The organism is Borrelia coriaceae, from assembly GCF_023035295.1.
In the GTDB taxonomy this organism is placed as follows: domain Bacteria; phylum Spirochaetota; class Spirochaetia; order Borreliales; family Borreliaceae; genus Borrelia; species Borrelia coriaceae.
In genome coordinates this window covers 258398-276466 of the sequence record NZ_CP075076.1, presented here as the reverse complement: position 1 = coordinate 276466, position 18069 = coordinate 258398, and the positions used below count along the sequence as shown (strand labels likewise).

The 18069-nt window shown below is 28.8% G+C and carries 11 protein-coding genes; 5 read left to right on the top strand and 6 right to left on the bottom strand.

Annotated features, from left to right (window positions below; genetic code table 11):
• Positions 1-79: 79 nt before the first annotated feature.
• Genes bcCo53_RS01305 through bcCo53_RS01290 form a run of 4 tightly spaced genes read left to right on the top strand, consistent with a single transcriptional unit; the run spans position 80 to position 6512 of the window.
• Complete coding sequence (locus tag bcCo53_RS01305) at positions 80-1228, top strand: hypothetical protein (RefSeq protein ID WP_025407921.1); 1149 nt, start codon at positions 80-82, stop codon at positions 1226-1228.
• Positions 1182-3350 carry a flagellar assembly lytic transglycosylase gene (locus bcCo53_RS01300; protein ID WP_038365376.1) on the top strand — a complete coding sequence of 723 codons (2169 nt, stop codon included), beginning with the start codon at positions 1182-1184 and terminating at the stop codon, positions 3348-3350. The genes bcCo53_RS01305 and bcCo53_RS01300 overlap by 47 nt, the downstream gene beginning before the upstream one ends.
• A 15-nt stretch (positions 3351-3365) precedes the next feature.
• A complete protein-coding gene (locus bcCo53_RS01295) occupies positions 3366-4160 on the top strand; it encodes an undecaprenyl-diphosphate phosphatase (RefSeq protein ID WP_025407919.1) in 795 nt (264 codons plus the stop codon).
• A gap of 12 nt (positions 4161-4172) precedes the next feature.
• Positions 4173-6512 carry a DNA translocase FtsK gene (locus bcCo53_RS01290; RefSeq protein ID WP_025407918.1) on the top strand — a complete coding sequence of 780 codons (2340 nt, stop codon included), beginning with the start codon at positions 4173-4175 and terminating at the stop codon, positions 6510-6512.
• A gap of 39 nt (positions 6513-6551) precedes the next feature.
• Here bcCo53_RS01290 and rpsU read toward each other — a convergent pair whose 3' ends face one another.
• The 4 genes from rpsU to bcCo53_RS01270 are packed head-to-tail and all read right to left on the bottom strand — an operon-like array spanning position 6552 to position 10548.
• On the bottom strand, positions 6552-6761 hold the full coding sequence (rpsU, locus tag bcCo53_RS01285) for a 30S ribosomal protein S21 (RefSeq protein WP_012422030.1): 210 nt from the start codon (positions 6759-6761) through the stop codon (positions 6552-6554).
• A gap of 18 nt (positions 6762-6779) precedes the next feature.
• Complete coding sequence (locus bcCo53_RS01280; RefSeq protein WP_425387133.1) at positions 6780-7709, bottom strand: M23 family metallopeptidase; 930 nt, start codon at positions 7707-7709, stop codon at positions 6780-6782.
• Between the two features lie 21 nt (positions 7710-7730).
• Complete coding sequence (gene recJ / locus bcCo53_RS01275; RefSeq protein WP_028328367.1) at positions 7731-9839, bottom strand: single-stranded-DNA-specific exonuclease RecJ; 2109 nt, start codon at positions 9837-9839, stop codon at positions 7731-7733.
• A 22-nt stretch (positions 9840-9861) separates the two neighbouring features.
• Entirely contained in the window at positions 9862-10548 is a 687-nt protein-coding gene (locus bcCo53_RS01270) for a hypothetical protein (protein WP_025407915.1), read from the bottom strand.
• A 95-nt stretch (positions 10549-10643) separates the two neighbouring features.
• Between bcCo53_RS01270 and lon the strand changes: the two genes are divergently transcribed.
• Positions 10644-13058, top strand: coding sequence for an endopeptidase La (lon, locus tag bcCo53_RS01265; RefSeq protein WP_028328368.1), 2415 nt, complete (start codon positions 10644-10646; stop codon positions 13056-13058).
• Positions 13059-13120: 62 nt separating this feature from the next.
• Here lon and bcCo53_RS01260 read toward each other — a convergent pair whose 3' ends face one another.
• Together bcCo53_RS01260 and leuS are read right to left on the bottom strand one after the other, a co-directional pair.
• Positions 13121-15397, bottom strand: coding sequence for an efflux RND transporter permease subunit (locus bcCo53_RS01260; RefSeq protein WP_028328369.1), 2277 nt, complete (start codon positions 15395-15397; stop codon positions 13121-13123).
• 10 nt (positions 15398-15407) lie between these two features.
• Positions 15408-17936 (bottom strand): leucine--tRNA ligase, encoded by a 2529-nt coding sequence (gene leuS, locus bcCo53_RS01255; protein ID WP_028328370.1) that lies wholly within the window; start codon positions 17934-17936, stop codon positions 15408-15410.
• Positions 17937-18069 lie beyond the last annotated feature (133 nt).

Below are 18069 nucleotides of genomic sequence, written 5' to 3'. Positions count from 1 at the left end.
TATTAATTATATTATATTATTGTTATAGTTTAGTAATATGTAAATTTGTTTTTAAAAGAGAACAAAAAGGTTGGAATTTTTGAAAGGGTTTTTAGCTATAAGGCTTTCTAAGAATGAATATTTTTCGATTTTAAGTTTAAATGACACTGCTGTAAAGAGAGTGGTATTGGGTAAGCTTCCAGATGAGACTAATGTAAAATTGGATTTTTATATTAGTGAGTATGAAGACTTTTCTAATCCTATTATTATTGGATCTTTTTTCTTAGATAATCTTAGCAAAGAGAGTGCTAGTATAAATGTTTATTTCAAAATAGATTCTATGATGCTTTATGTTTACGGTGAGTGTGATGGTATTACAAGTAAATCTAAGTTTGATTTAAGTTTAATGAGCCTTTCTGTAGCTTCAGATAAAATTAGTGATTCTCTAGAGGATGCCAGTTCGAATAATTTGTCTGTTGGTTTTAGTGGTCTAGAACATAAAGAGGATTTTGTTAAGGAATTTGGCGGTGGTGTTGGGCACAATAGTTTTTCAGATGTTGGTTTAGATAATGTTAATAGTTCATTTGAGAATCAAAATTTATTTGCAAATGAAAAATCCTCCAACAACGAAGATGATTTGAGTTTATTAACCGAGTCTTTAAATTCAGATAATAATGTATCGGTAAATGAAAATTTAAATTCTGAATCTGATCTTAATTTAGAAAATTTTGATTTTGGGCTTCAAGAAGATAGATTTAATAATAACCTTGATGAGGGCAATCAAAGTGAACATGTTCTTAGTGATAAGGATATTATCAGTCAAGAGAGTTTAGATTTAGATGATATTTCTGTTGATATTGGTTATGCAAGTGAGGCTTATGATAATTTTGATAGTATTAATGTTAATACTTCGAAAAGTTCTTATCTTGATGATTGGAGTATTGATGATATCATTACGGATATTGATGAAGGATTGGGGGAAAGTGAATTTGATGATGTTGCTTTGGATTTGAGTGAGGAAGGTTTTACTGTAGATATTGATAATAGTCAATTGGATTTAGATTCAGGAGAAGGTCTCATTCAAACTTCTATGCTTTATTTAAGTCTTATTTCTTTGTTTCTTTTAATATTTTTTTCATTATTTTTGATTTTTTCTAAAGTCTTGAATCCTAAAAATTTTGCAGTTTCTTATTGCCTCCTTTATGAGGAAGAAAGAATTATTAAATGTAAAAAAAACAGTTATGTTTAAGCAAATTGTTTGTTTATTCTTTTTGAGTTTTTTTTCTTGTTCTTTTGGAAAAGGGTATTTAAGTAGCAGTATAGTTAAAAGGAATGTGGATGATTTTGATTTAAATCGTCTAAATTGGTTATGGAATTTTGACTATGTGGGAAAAAATTTCGATCAATATTTTGGCATAGATTCAGATTCTTATGTGTATATTGCCTATCTTTTTAAAAAAATAGGATATGATGAAAAGTTTACGGAATACATGTATAAGGCAATAGAGAGTAACAATGATATTGCATCTCAATTTGCTGGTATTAAACTTCTTGAATATTATAATTCTAGAAGAGAGTATCCTGAGGCTGAACTTATTGGACGCAAGCTTTACAGAAGATATGATAATAATAAATTTATTGCATTAGGATATTTTAAAAGTCTTTATTGGCAAAAAAAGAATGATGAGGCGCTTTTAGTTTTAAATAAACTTGAAAAAATGGATTTTATGCAGTTTCAAGAGAATGAAAACCTTTTATTTAAGGCAGTGCTTTGTTTTAATATTTCTGATATCAATTCATCATTGATTTATTTCAGTAAATTGTTTGAGGATTTGCCGGCAGATTATTTACATGTAAGAGCTCATGATTATCTCTTTCTTGAAGAGCGATTTAATATTTTAAGTTCAAGTTTTTTAAATCTTGTTAAGTTTAAGGCCTTGATAGCTAATGGAGATTTGAAAGGTGCAATCAATATACTAAGTGATGATTTTAAACGATATTATAATAATTTTGTATTTTTAAATGATGTTTATAAGGCTTTTTTAGGGTCAGGATATATTAGTAGGGCATTATCTTTTTTTAGTGCTTTAAATAGTGTCTATAAGGATTATTATTTAGGGCTTATTAATTTAAGGTTAAAAAAGGACATAGGTTTTCTTACTATAACTAAATATTTAGAAAATGCTTCTCTTGAAAATGAACCTTATAGATTAGATATGCTTAATGAAATTTTTAACAATTTCATATTTTTGCAAAATACAAGAACTTATTTTGCAAAAAACATAGCTAAATTTTATACAGGTAAAGATAAGAGTAATCCTGGATTTGTTAAGGTATTGGATGAGTATATTTTAGAAGCTGTGCAACTTGGAGATTATGATAATTTGTATGCACTTTATCATAATGGTCAAAATGTTATTGCTGATGCTGTTTTGTCTAGACTTGCCTTTATTAATGCAAGGCTTATACATCATAAATTTATTGAGCCTAGATCAAGAAATGAGTATAGTGAATTTCTGCATTCTTCTATTAAGTATAATCAGACGTCTTATGCCTCATTTATGAGCAGATATTTATTGGATCAAAATATTAATGATCTTTTGGAAAATGATTTAGATATTCATTATGAGCAGTCTGATTATGAAAGCTTTTTAGATGGATTTTTTAAATTTAATCTTCATTCTTATGTTAGTGCTTTTGTTGCTAATGATTTTAAGAATGGTTATAGGTTCTCTCCTAATTTTTATCGTAATCTTTGTGATGAACTTGTGAAACATGAATATTATTATGAATCTACACTTGCTATTAATTATCTTGTCAGACAAGACAGATCGATTTTAAATAGAAGTGATTATAAGCGCCTATATCCATGTTTGTATAGTGTTTTAATTAGGTATTGGTCAAAAAGGAGAGGACTTGAGCCTAGTCTTGTGTTTTCTTTAATAAAGGCAGAGAGTAGTTTTAAAAGAGATGCTATATCCAAGCCTGGTGCTATTGGACTTATGCAGGTTATGCCTTTAACATCAGTTGATGTTTCTAAAGAGATTAAATATTATGAATATGATTTGAATCAACCCCAAGATAATGTAATTATAGGAACTTATTATTTGAGTAAAAGGATAGGAATGGTAGAAGAGGTATATAAAGCTCTTGCATCCTATAATGGTGGCATTGGAAATGTTCGTAAATGGGAAAGAGATTATGGGCATTTACCTAAAGAGCTTTTCATTGAATCAATTCCTTTTGGGCAAACTAGAAATTATATTAAAAAAATATTGGTTTACTGTGTGTTTTATGATGCTTTATATGAAAATAAGGGAATAAATTTTATTATAGAGTATATTATGGGTAAATTTCCCAGAAATTTTTAGGTTGTTGAGAACCAGATGGAAAATATTTTAAGAGTTTTGATTTTAGGCTTTATTCAAGGAATTTCTGAATTTTTGCCTATATCTAGTTCAGGACATTTATTTCTTTTAAAAAAGTTGATGCATATTGATCTTCCGATGGTATTTGATATTTATTTGCATTTTGCAACTGTGTTGGTTGTAATGATTTATTATCGTAGACGAATATTAGAGCTTATGATAGTCTTGATTAAAAGTTTTTTAAGAAAAACTACTGAGTTGGATTTTTCAAAATTAAGATTGATATTACTTATATTAATAATCACTATTGTTACAGCATTTGTTGGAATTTTCGTAGACGGATTTAAGGGATTATTTACTCTTGACTTGGTTTTAGTTAATTTTATTTTGACAAGTATTTTTTTGTTTTTGCTTGAATCTAAGATTGTGGTTTTTAATTTGAGAGATAATCTTTTTCTTGCAGGGTGTTTTATTGGGACTATGCAAGGTATTGGAGCTATGCCGGGTATTTCTCGTTCAGGAATTACGATTTTTGCTTCAGTTTTATTTGGGTTTAGCAGATCAGAAGCATTTGAAATTTCGTTCTTATCTTTAATTCCTATTGTTTTTGGAAGTTTACTTTTAAAGTATAAGGAGTTATTTGCATCAGATATACTTTTTAGTATTTTTGAGATAAATTTAGGGGCAATTATGGCTTTTATGGTTGGATTTTGTTCAATTAATCTGTTTGTTAGGATGTTTAAGGATAGTAAACTTTATTATTTTTCGGTTTATTTAATTATCGTTGTAAGTTTAGTTTATTTATTTTTTTGATTTTAATGTAATATGAAAAATTTTTATCATTATTTTCAGTTTTTGTTTTTTTTTATGTTGACCGTTATATCACTTTCTCTTTTTGTTGCGTTAACTTCTCTAGGAGATATATTCATATTTTTTGTTTTTAATCTTATAGGTCAAATGCTTTTAAATACTTTTTCTTTTTTATCATTTTATTTGATACTTTATCCGCTTGTAAATTGGTATGCTTATCGAAACAATATGCTTAGCAAAAAATTTATATTTAATTGGAATTATACGGTTATTTTATTTTTTACTTTAACATTTTTGTTAAGAGTAAATTCTGATCTTGAGGGTTCTAATTTTATTAATTGGTTTTTGAGTAATTTTGGGATTATGCTTGGCAATTTTTTTGTTTTGCTTATCTTAATTTTGGAATTTATTATTTGGATTTATTTAAACTATGTCTTTTTTAAGGATACTGGTTTTATTTTGAATACTTTCCATTTTATAGTATTTAAATTTAAAATCTTGTTTGAAAGTATATTTGCTTGTTTGCCGTTTTTAAGTACTCTAAAAATTAAAAAAAATATTAAGGTTTATAAGGATAGTGGTGATAATTTGGATTTAGATAAGACTGCTGATTTGGAAGATAATATTATTAATGATGAAGAGTATCAAGCTTTATGGTCTTTTAAAGCCTTTTTGAGGAAGTCTAATAAACCTTTAGATGTTAACTTAGAGGAGACTATTTTTTGTCGGTCAAAGAGAAGCGATGACAAATTATCAGAAGAGCAATCTTCGAAAGATCCTCAGTGTGCTTTAAAGATTGAAGATGATTCTAAGTATAAGGTATTAACAGAATTTGAGGATAATAGATTAGTGTCTGGTGGAAAAATTAAGGCTAGTGATATAAGGCATAAGAGAATAATAAATAATATCAAGGATAATGATAGGGATTTGTTAATAGCTAAGGATAGTGGTAATTATTTAATAGATATTTCTGTTTTTGAGCAAAGAGAACCTAAAAGTGAAGATGAAGATATTGAATATGAGAGAGAGATTCAAAAACAATCGATGATTTTACAAGAAACTTTTAGAGAGTTTAATATTAATGCTAAGCTTATTGATATTATTAAAGGACCTGTTGTTACAATGTATGCTGTTCGTCCTGATAAGGGTATTAAGCTTTCAAAAATAACTTCTATATCTGATAATATAGCCTTAAGACTTGCCGCAGTTCGGGTTAGGATTATTGCACCAATACCTGGTAAAGAAGCTGTTGGGATTGAAATTCCCAATAAAAGACGGGAATTTATTTTGTTTTCAGAAATAATCAATAGTAAAGAGTTTCAAAGTGATTTTAAAGTGCCTTTTGCTCTTGGTAAAGAAATTAATGGAAGTAATATTGTTTTTGATCTTGTTACTGCTCCCCATCTTTTAATAGCAGGTGCTACTGGGGCTGGGAAGTCGGTTTGTGTGAATTCTTTAATTGCTTCGATTATTTTTTCAAAATCTCCAAATGATGTTAAGCTTGTACTAATAGATCCTAAAGTGGTTGAGCTTAAGCTTTTTAATTCTATTCCACATTTGTTAACTCCGGTTATTGTTGATGTAAATAGAGCTTTGGAAGCCCTTCGTTGGTGTCTTGATGAGATGGAGAGAAGATATGTTCTTCTTGATAATTTTCTTGTTAGAGATATTAATTCTTATAATAAAAAAATAAAGGAAGAGGGACTGGATGAAGTACCATTACCGTATTTGGTAATCATTATTGATGAGTTTGCAGATTTGATCCTTTCTTGCAGAAAGGATTTAGAGAATTTGATTTCTAGGCTTGCAGCTATGGCTAGAGCCGTTGGAATGCATTTAGTTCTTGCTACTCAAAGACCTTCTGTTGATGTTATTACAGGAGTGATAAAGGCTAATTTCCCTTCAAGAATTTCTTTTATGGTTGCTAGTGCTATGGACTCAAGAATAATTCTTGGAGCATCAGGTGCTGAGAAACTTTTAGGCAAAGGTGATATGCTTTATGTTAGTCCTAGTACACCTTTTCCTCAAAGAATTCAAGGTGGATTTTTAAACGAAAAGGAAGTTTGTAGATTAGTTGAGGAAGTAAGGAAATTTGGCCCTCCAAATTATATTGATGATGAAATATTTATTGATAATGTTATGAGGAATGATACTGTTGCTATGAATTCTTCAGATGAGCCTATGTTTGAGGAAGCCCTTGAGATTGTTCGTTCTACTAAAAAAGCATCTGCATCTTATCTACAAAGGCGATTAAAGATAGGATATAATAGAGCTGCACGAATTATTGAACTTATGGAAGACATGGGATATATAGGTCCTGTAAATGGTTCAAAACCTCGGGATGTTTTTATTTAAATATTAAAAAGGACATTCAATGTGAATATCCCTATTTTATTATTTTCCTATTTTTTGTTTTAACTTTCTGACTTTTTTTGCTTGTTTTCTTTTGAATGCTTTTTCTTTTTTGACGCGAATAGTAGATGGTTTTTCATAATATTCTCTTCTTTTCCATTCTCTAATTATTGCTTCTTTTTCAATCATTCTTTTGAAACGTTTCAATGCTTTTTCTAGTCCTTCATTTTTGTCGACATTGACAGTTACCAAAAAATCACCTCCTTGTTTTTACTCTATCCTTTTAGTGTTATTGATTATTTGATTTTTGTCAATAAGCATTTGTTCTAAGAAAAAATCTGGGTTTACTGCAATGCCGTTTATTCTAACTTCAAAATGTAGATGTGGTCCTGTTGAAATTCCTGTGTTTCCAACATGACCGATGTATTCTCCTGTATGAACTATTTGATTTTCTTTAACTCCGAATTTCGAGAGATGTAAATAAATTGTAAATACTCCTGGTAGATGTTGAATTATTACGGTCTTGCCAGTAATTTTTCTATCTCTTGCAAATACTACTTTTCCTCTACCAGCTGAAAAAATAGGTGTTTTTTCTCTTTTAAGTGGAGCATAGTCTTTACCATTATGCATTTTATGGCTTGATATTTTTTTATTATCTTGCATGTAAACCCTTTGGTCTCCGTAATGACTGGTTATTTTATATTGGTCTTTGATTGGATATGCCAATGTATCGTAGTGATATATTGTTGTGTCACCTATGTTTCCAATTATATTCCATAATGTGATGGCTTGTTCTTTTGCTTTAGGTGATTGTTGACTTTTAATGAGCTTGGATTTAGCTTTATTAAGCTTGACTATTGTTTTTTTAAATTGTAATTTTTTTATCTCTATTTCTTTTATGTATGTTTTATTTTCAAATTCTATTTTGATTTTCCTTTTTCCTTCTTTGATCATTGGTGTGATTCCTATTAGGGCTATATGGTATTCTATGTTTCCTACTTTGAATTTGAAAGGAGATGCACTTAAAATAGGTTTTTGATTTGTTCCTAAGAGGGATAGTTTTTTGAAATTTTTGTTGCTTGCAAAGTAAATATTTCCTCCTTGGAAAGTTTCTTTTTTATAGTAACTTTTTATGATATCATTTGCTACTGCATTGATAGTCAGTAATCCTATAATAAGTGTAAATACAAAGCTTTTGATATTAAGCACTGGCACTAGTGGTTATCTCTTTTTGATATCAATAATTTTTAAAATTTTATCGTTTTGATTATAAAGGTCTTCACCAATTGTGAATATTATGTCTATATTTTGACCATCTTTGATTTCAAGTTCTTGAATATTTTTAGTACCGTTGAAGTAAATAGCTTTATAATAGTCTTTATTGTTTTTAATTTTCATGCTTATATGTTTTGAATTTCCATTTTTATCAATTGTTCTGAGATCCTGAATATATACGTTTTCCATCATTAAAGTAAATTCTCTAAATCTGTGCCCGTAGGGCTCAAATAATTCTTGTATTTTTAAAAGTTCTTTCTTATTAAAATCTTTAGGTATGATCGCATCAATTAGTATTGAATCTTCATATATTTCTTTGTATTCTATCTTGTCAAGAGCTTTTTCAAGTTCTTTTATGAATTCATTTAATACATCCTCATAAAGTGTAAATCCTGCAGCGGCTTTATGTCCTCCAGAATTTATTATTAAATGATTTGGTATCATTGAAATTAGTTCTTTTGAATTCACTTTATCGTTTGATCTTATAGAGCCTTTAATTATATTTTCTTGTTTTGTTAGGAAAACGGCAACTTTTTGATAATAAGCAGAAAGTCTTGTTGCTATTCGAGAACTGATCCCTTTTGGAGTATTTTTGTCATAACATACTATGAATTTATCATTTTTGAAAATGGTATTCTCATTATGTGTGTTCCAAGATATGTCTTCTTTATGTTTTCTTAAAGTATTTATGTTTTTAATTTCTTTAAACTTATTTTCTATTTTATTAGTTTCTTCATTTAGTAAGAATTGAATTGTAATGTCTGCTTTTTCTAGTCTTCCTGTTGAATTTAATATTGGAGCAATTTTAAATGCGATATCTGTTGAGGTGATGGTTGGCTTTGTTAGTATATTGACTTCTTTTAGCAGGTAGTTGATGGATATATTTTCTCTTAGTGCAATTTCTTTAAGTCCTTCTTTTACAACTATTCGATTTTCATTAATAATTGGCATATTATCAGCTATAGTTCCTATTGCAACAAATTTAAGTCTTTTAAGGCAGTTTTTTAATAGATCTTTATTTATTTCAAAGATTATGTTATAAAATATGTAATATAATTTTTCTTTGATATCAGTTTCTTTATATTTGAAATATTTGGTAACTTGCATTAGTTCTTTTAGTGTTTTATTTGTAAATTTAGGATATTTTTTTGCAAAATTTGTGCTGATATCAATTGTTTCGATGTTTATTTTTTGATTAGAAAATTCACTTAAGAGCTGATTTTGTTCATCTTTATTAAATACAATTATGTATTTATTTTTTAAGAATTCCTCTAGCGTATTAATATTTGTTTGCAAGTCATTGTTGCTGTCTAAATTTATATACATTTTTAAAATGTAGTTGTTTATTTCTATTGCATGAAGCGTAATGTTATTATTTAGTCTTTCTAGGAATAGGAATACTATGTTTTCATTGTAAAGATTGGTAGTGGATAGGTAGAGTGCAAGACATGCTTTAAAACTGACATAACATCCAGCTATCTCTTTAAATGGAGAGAAGTCTCCTTTTAAATGAGGATCAATGATGATATTTTCTATGTCAATTTCTTTATTTGGGAGATGGTGGTCTGTAATTATTACTTCTATGTTTTTTGATCTTGCATAATTTGCTTCTTCAATATTAGAGATTCCACAATCAACGGTAATTATTACTGATATTTTATCTTCAAATGCCTTGTCAATCACCTTTTTTGTAAGACCGTAAAATTCTCCATTGGAAGGTATCTTATATGTTACATTGACTCCAAAATCTTTGAGAGTTTCATACATTATGATTGTAGCTGTAATTCCATCAGCGTCTTTATCTCCAAATATTAATACATTTTCCTTGTTCGTAATAGCTTCATTTATTCTATAAATGAACTTGTCTATGTTTTTTAAGAAAAATGGATTGTGCATCAAATTTACACTACTTTCAATAAAAAATAAAAAATCTTCTTCTTTAATTTCTCTTCTAAGTAGCAGTGTTGCTTCAAGCAGACTAATATTGTATTTTTTTGCAATATTAACTATACTGTCTTTTTTAATATCAATTTCTTTTTTTTTCCAAATTTTCATGCCTTATTCCAGTTTGCTTTATTTAGAGTAGTTTTTGGCTAAATTCTGTGTTTAGCTTATTTTTAATCATGATTTTTATAAATTCTTTTGATTTATTTGTTATGTTTACATTTAAAGTTTCATTTATATTCTTTTGAGTTGTATATTCTAAGTATTTAAAACCTCCTTCAGTAATGTAGTGATTTTTATTATGGGTGCAGTTTATGCAATTAAATCCGTTACTATAGATGTCATAGTAATAATTCTTATCTATTTTTTTATGGCATTGAAAACATAACTTTGATAAGTATAAAATCCCTTTTATTATCATAAATCTTATCTTATATTGTATGTCAATTAATTGTGCTTTTTCCATTCTTGAGGTATTGAGTATTTCTGTAGCTTCGTTAAATAGCTTAAAGCACTCCCCATTATCAAAGCTTAAATTAATAAGCTTAGTCCAGAGATGAATGATTATTAGTTTTTCATAGATTAAGTCTTGAATAATAAATTCTTCGTCATTGACTTCTATTATTTTGTATAAATTATTTTCTTTTACTATTTCGAAATTAGCTTTTACTAAGTTATTAATGTTTGATTTAAATTTTCTTATAATGGAACTATAAATTGTTGTTTGAAGAATTCCTTTTGAATGGAATAGGTTTAACAGAAAATAACTTTTTTTATGATATAGATTTGTTATTATGGCATTAATTTTATTAAACCGCATTATATGTTATTTTATAATAAAAGAATTCATTATTGAATGAATTCTTTTAAAAATTTTCTTTTGTTATAATGAATCTTAAGGAGATTTAATATTCTATGGAAGAAGATACTGTTGCTAAGGGAAAGAAACGTTCAAAAAAATCTGGGGGTATTTTGCCACATTTTGATAAACCTGTGAGAGTGCCTTTAATTGCAGTACCATCACATCCTATATTTCCAGGTATGTTTATCCCAATTGTTATAGTTTCTGATATTGATATGAAGGCTGTTGATTACGTAATTAAAGGTAATGGAATTGTCTCCTTATTTGTATTGCGTGATAAATTTTTAGAAAAAACGAGAAACAAAAATGATAAATTTATTATCAATTATAAAAAGGATATTTATTCTGTTGGTGTTACTGCTAAGATAGTGAAAAAGATTAATCTTCCTGATGGTGGATATAATATTTTTGTTTCAACTATTGATAGGGTTAGGTTTGTCAAAGTTGTTCTTGATGATGATTTTCCAATAATTGAGGTTGATTATTTAAAACAGGTTCCGATTAAAAAAGATGATGTGCAGTCAAAAGCAATTTATAGCAGTATTTTGCTTAGAACTAAAGAAATATTCCTTCATAGAAAGATGCCTGAATTTCAGTTAAACATGGTGAATATTGAAGATAGGGGTAAGTTGTGTGATGTTGTTGCGGGAATGATCGCATCTTCAAAAGATGCTCATCAAGAAGTGCTTGAGACTTTAAGTGTTAGAGATAGGCTTAAAAAGATTTTGGAGTTGATTTATGAAGAATTAAACTTAATTGAGATTCAAAATAAAATTGCTAAGGGCATTCAAGAAAAATTAGAGAAACAGCAAAAAGAATTCTTTTTAAAGGAGCAACTTAAAGCTATTAAGGCTGAACTTGGTGTAGGGGATGAAAAGAGCAATGAGTTTTTAAAACTTAAATCCAAGATTGATACTTTAGAGTTAAAAGGAGAAGCTTTAGAAACAGTTGAAAGAGAACTTGAAAAATTTTCATTGCTTGAAAAACATTCATCTGAGTATATTGTCATTAGAAATTATCTTGAACTTATTATTAACCTTCCTTGGAGAGAATCTAAAATTAATTTTGATAAGTTTAATTTGCAAAGAGCAGAAAGAATTTTAGATAAAACCCATTATGGCATGAAAGAGGTTAAAGATAGAATTATTGAATATATTTCTGTTCTTAAATTAAGGAAATCTCAAAAAGGAGCTATTATGTTGTTAGTTGGACCCCCTGGGGTTGGTAAAACCTCAATAGGAACAGCTATTGCTGATGTGCTTAAAACAAAATTTTTTAGGTTTTCTGTAGGTGGTATGAGAGATGAATCAGAAATTAAAGGACATAGAAGGACTTATGTCGGAGCATTACCTGGAAAAATCATTCAAGGATTAAGAATTGCAAAGACTAATTCTCCTGTTTTTTTGATTGATGAGATTGATAAGGTTTCATCATCTAATTATGGAGATCCGTTTTCAGCCCTTCTTGAGGTTTTAGATCCTGAGCAGAATATTAACTTTAGAGATCATTACCTTGATTTGCCTTTTGATATTTCTAATGTATTTTTCATTTTAACGGCTAATTCTCTTGAGACAATTCCTACTCCTTTACTAAATAGAATGGAAGTAATTCAGCTTTCAGGATATGTTGATGATGAAAAAATAGAGATAGCAAGAAAATATTTAATACCTAAGGTATTAAAAGAAAATGGTGTTGATAAAGATTCTTTAAAATTTCAAGGTTCAGCTCTTGTTCAAGTCGCTAGAGAATATGCTAGAGACAATGGACTTAGGAATTTTGAGAAGTATTTAAAAAAAATTGTTCGCAAAGTTGCAAGAAAGCTTATTGAAGATAAGTCTGTTAAGGCATACCAGATTTCTAAAGAAAATTTGGAAGAGTATATTGGTATTCCTGTATTTAGAAAAGAAGAATTTTTGCATAAAGTCATGTCCCCAGGCATGGTAATGGGTCTTGCATGGACTAATTATGGTGGATCAACTTTAGTAATTGAAACTGTGAAAACTGAGTCTAAAGCACCTGGTATTAAGTTGACGGGTAGGCTTGGGGATGTAATGAAGGAATCTGCAAATATTGCGTTTACTTATGTAAACAGTATCAGGAATGAGCTTAAGTTAAACAAGTCTTTTTTTGAAAAATATATGATTCATTTGCATATTCCAGAAGGTGCTATTCCAAAGGATGGGCCTTCTGCTGGGATTACTATTGCCAGTGCTTTTATATCTTTAGCTCTGAATAAAACTGTAAGGCCTAATTTGGCTATGACTGGAGAGTTATCATTAACAGGTAATGTAATGGCTATTGGGGGGTTGAGGGCTAAAATAATTGCTGCTAAACGTAGTGGACTTGAACATATTATTATTCCTAAATCAAATAAGGTAGATCTTGATGATATTCCTATTAACATCAAAAATGGCATAAATTTTCATTTGGTAGATAATATGAGAGAAGTTATTAAATTATTATTTTAAAATTTTAAGGGACTTTGAGTTTTATTTTTGTGTTTACTATTGTTTGATCATAATTATTTATTTTAGTTTATTATTTTTGCATTTGTTATCTTTAATGTTCTAACTGTAGGTTTAAATAGGTAAATTAGCAATGGAAGTAGTGTTAACGATGCTAGCGATGTGGTTAACATTGTGAACGCTATGATTGCGCCAAGTGTTGCTATAATTTTGTAAGTAGAAAATATTAATGTCAAGAATCCTATTCCTACTGATATTGAGTTTGCAAATATTCCGTTAAATACATTAGGAATTGATTCAATTAAAGCTTTTTTATAATTCTTAGCTGTTTGATAATTTAATATGAATGCATTAAAGAAATGAATGGAATAATCTACTCCTATACCCATACTAACGGATGCAATTGTGGCTGTTGCAGGATTGAGTGTTATACCGAAAAGTTTCATTACGGCGAAATTTAAAAATACTGACCATGCCACTGGAATCACAATTATTATTCCAGTTTTAATAGATTTAAAGACTAACATTAACAATATTGTTATTGCGCTTAGTGTTGTGATAATGTTTGTAATTTGTTCTATCACCATGGTTTTAGATATTAATATTTTGTCATATGCTCCTGAAAACTGATGTTCATGTCCTGGCATATGTTTTTCAATCAAGTTGCTTGCATAGTTGGCAAAATTTTTGATTTCTTCAGTTGAATTTTGGTCAGTTCTTATAATAATTGATATCTTGGACCAATCATCATTAATATACATCTTGGTCATATTTTTGATAGAATTGCTTCTACTGATTAATAGTATGAGTTTATTTAAGACAACTTGATTTTCAGGAAGTCTATATTCTTCTGGATTTTCTTTTTTGAATTTAAAATTCATAAGTCTTATAATTCCGTTGATCGAACTTGATTGTGTCTTTTCAGTAAATTTGTCGAGTTTGTCTGTAATTAAATCCAACTTTTTCATATTTTTTTCATTTTTGAATTCACCAGGAGTCCCATTGATTTCAATTTTTATAATGGATGTTCCTCCTATTTCTTTTTGCATTAAATTGAGTGTTTGTTTGACACTTGTATTTTCTTTAAAATAATCTTTCTCATCAAAGTTAATTTCTATTTTGAAAAGACCTACAATTGAGCTTAATAAAATAATTAGAGTTATTATTGATGATAAATATTTGTTATTTAATATCCATTTTGTAATTGTTTGGTTTATTATTGCAAGTTTTTCAAGAGAAATATTTTTTGTGTTTTTATTTTTTTTATTTGTGTATTTAAATGGTATTTGGGTTAGTATTCCGGGCAATACTAATAATGACATGAGCATTGCAATAATGACACCTGTTGACATAAAAATTCCCATTGTTCTGTATGCTTGAATTGATGAGGTTATTAATGATAGAAACCCGAAAGCTGTTGTAAGAGAAGTTAAAATTATTGGTGCTCTGAGGGTTTTAATAGTCGTTATTATTGTTTTTTCAGTAAAAGGTTCGGTTTTTATCCTCTTTAATATTCCATTTATGATGTGTACAGCGTTAGCGCATCCAATTGAAATAAGAAGTACGATCATTGTGGTTTCTGGAACAGTAATGGGAGACATGACAAGACTTTTAATTCCAAAGGTCCAAGCTAGTGCAAATGTTGCAATGAGTACAGGGATTATTGCTCCCAATATATTTTTTACAATAAGATATAGTGATAAAATTACTACGATAGTTGCAAATGGACCTAACAATTTAAAATCGTCGGCCATGTAGTTTAATATTTTTTCCCTTACTACAAGATCTCCTGTTAAGTAAAGTTTAAGATCATCAGTTTCATATCCTTTAATTGTAGCTTCCATTTCTTCAAGTTCATTTTTTAAACTTCGGCTAAAATTTGTTTTATCATCTTTTGTTGATATGACTATAAAATATATTAAAGTTTCATCGTCATTTAAAAATATATTTTTTACAAATGATGTTGAATTAATTTTATTTTTTATTTCAATTATGTCTTCATCTGTATATGTATCTTTTTTAAATTGTGGGAAGTAAGTGAATATACTTGTAACAGAGTTTGGTGTTACTTTAAGTATTTTGGTTATGTCATTTGCCAATTTATTCATTTTTTCAAAGGTTTCTTTATTAAAAATACTCTTTTTATCTTTAAACATAACTATTGTTGATAGGAGAGAAATACTTTTGTCTATGTCCATGGTTTTTTCATTTTTTGGGATAAGTTTTAAGATATTGGAATCGAATTTTATGTCTTTTAAGAAAAATCCAAGGAAAATGGTTATTAACGTGAATATTATTAATATAAAGACTTTATATTTAATGCTTAGGGTTTCCAAATCCATTTCTGCCTCGTTATTTTGTTACTATGTTTATAAGCTTATCTTTGACCGTAATGACCTTTATTATTTGCTTATTTTGTATATTTTGCATGATTTTTTGATTTTTAAATGCAAGATCTTTAATAGTCTCCTCATCTGTGCCTTTATTTAATATAATTTTATCTTTGATTTTGCCATTAACTTGTAGTACAATCTCTCTTGTATTGTCAATAATGAGATTTGGATCGTATTTTGGCCACTTTGCATTTTTAAATATGCTGGGCTTTTCTCCAATATGCTCCCATAATTCTTCTCCTAGATGAGGTGCGAATGGTGCTAGGATAATAGTTAGGGGTTTAAAGATTTCTAAATAATTTTTTTCATGGCTTAAAAGTTCATTTGTAAATATCATCAATGATGCAATTGCGGTATTAAAATTTAAATTTTCTATGTCTTCTGTTACTTTTTTTATTGTTTTGTGAAGTCCAGATATTATTTCTTTTGATGCTGATTCTTTTGTTAATTCTTTATTTTTAATAGTCCATATTTTGTTTAAGAATCTAAAGATTCCAATTAGTCCTTGTGTATTCCAAGGTTTTGAATCAGTTAAAGGTCCCATGAACATTTCATACATTCTCATTGAATCTGCACCGTATTCTTTAATAATATCATCTGGATTTATTACATTTTTAAGTGATTTTGACATTTTTGCAATTATTTGTTTTAGTTCTGTATTACTTTTTTTGGAAAAGAATTTGTTGTCTCTTGTTTCAACCTCATCATTGGGAATTAAAATGCCATTTTCGTCTTGATATGCAAATGATGTTATCATTCCTTGGTTTATGAGTTTTTTAAAGGGTTCTTTTGTATTGACATATCCTAAGTCATAAAGAACTTTATGCCAAAATCTTGCATATAACAAGTGTAATACTGAGTGTTCGGCGCCTCCAATATAAAGATCAACAGGCATCCAGTAATTAATTTTTTCTTTACTTGCAAATTCTTTGTCGTTATTTGGATCAAGGTAACGTATGTAATACCAACAGGAACCTGCCCATTGAGGCATTGTGTTTGTTTCTCTTTTATATATTTTGCCATTACGTTCAACATTGACCCAATCTTGGATTCTTGCAAGAGGAGATTCACCTGTACCTGATGGTCTATAATTTTCTATTTTTGGAAGTCTTAAAGGTAATTCATTTTCTTCAAGTGGTATTTCATTTAAATCATCATCAAGCAAAATAGGAATGGGTTCACCCCAGTATCTTTGTCTTGAAAAAATCCAGTCTCTAAGTTTATAGTTAACCTTTTCTTGACCCTTTTTATTTTTAGTAAGCCATTTTATTACTCTTGTTTTTACTTCATTAGTTTTTAGATTGTTAAATTCTTCAGGTGTGTTAATTGAAATTCCATTTTGGGTAAATGGTTTTGTTAGTATTTCATTGTGTCCTGTTTGAGAGACTACTTGTTTTATTGGTAGATTGTATTTTTGTGCGAATTCAAAATCTTTCTCGTTGTGTGCTGGAACACTCATTACAGCTCCAGTGCCGTAACTTCCAAGTACATAACTACCTACCCAGATTGGGATTTCCTCCTTAGTGATTGGGTTGATAGCATAGGCTCCTGTAAATACTCCTGTTTTGTCTTTTGCAAGAGAAGTTCTCTCAAGATCGCTTTTAAGGATTTCTTTGTCTTTATATTCTGTGATTATGGATTTAAGTTCATCTTTTGTTATTTTATCTACTATGTTGTTTTCTGGTGCAAGTACTAGATATGTTACACCAAAAATTGTGTCTGGTCTTGTTGTAAATACTTTTATATTTTCTTCACTTTCCTTTACTGAAAATTCGATTTCGATTCCTATTGATTTTCCAATCCAATTTCTTTGCATTTCTTTAACAGATTCAGGCCAATCTACTTCGTCGAGGTCTTTAATTAGCCTCTCTGCATATTCTGTGATTTTAAGTATCCATTGTCTTAAAAGTTTTCTTTTTACTTTGTGAAGTCCTCGTTCAGATCTAGGGCCATCAGGTGTTTGAATCACTTCTTCGTTTGATAGTACTGTTCCAAGTTCAGGGCAGTACCATACGGGCATTTCTTTTGTGTAAGCTAGTCCTTTTTTGTATAGTTTGAGGAAAATCCATTGAGTCCATTTGTAGTAATTTTCATCATGAGTTTTGATTTCTCTGTCCCAATCGTAAGCAAATCCTAATGCTTTAATTTGTTCTCTAAATTTTTCAATATTTTTTTCTGTTATTTTTTTGGGATGCTCTCCTGTTTGTATTGCGTAATTTTCTGCGGGTAATCCGAAACTGTCAAATCCCATTGGATGAAGTACATTAAAACCATTTAAAAGTTTATATCGTGTTAATATGTCAGTTGCTGTATAGCCTTCAGGATGGCCCACATGGAGTCCATTAGCTGAAGGGTAGGGAAACATGTCAAGAATATAAATTCTTTTCTCTTTAGGAATGCTTAAATCTTCATTGACTTTATATGTTTTATGTTTGTCCCAATAACTTTGCCATTTTTTTTCTATCTTTGTAAAATTGTATTCCGACATCAGCCCCTCAGTAAATAGTAATATCCTGTTTATGATTTATATAGTATTTTATATTCATAGTTTACTTTATTGAAAAGTAAATGAGCTTTAGCTCTGTTATTAGCTTAACAGTTTACAACGTTGAATTTTCTCT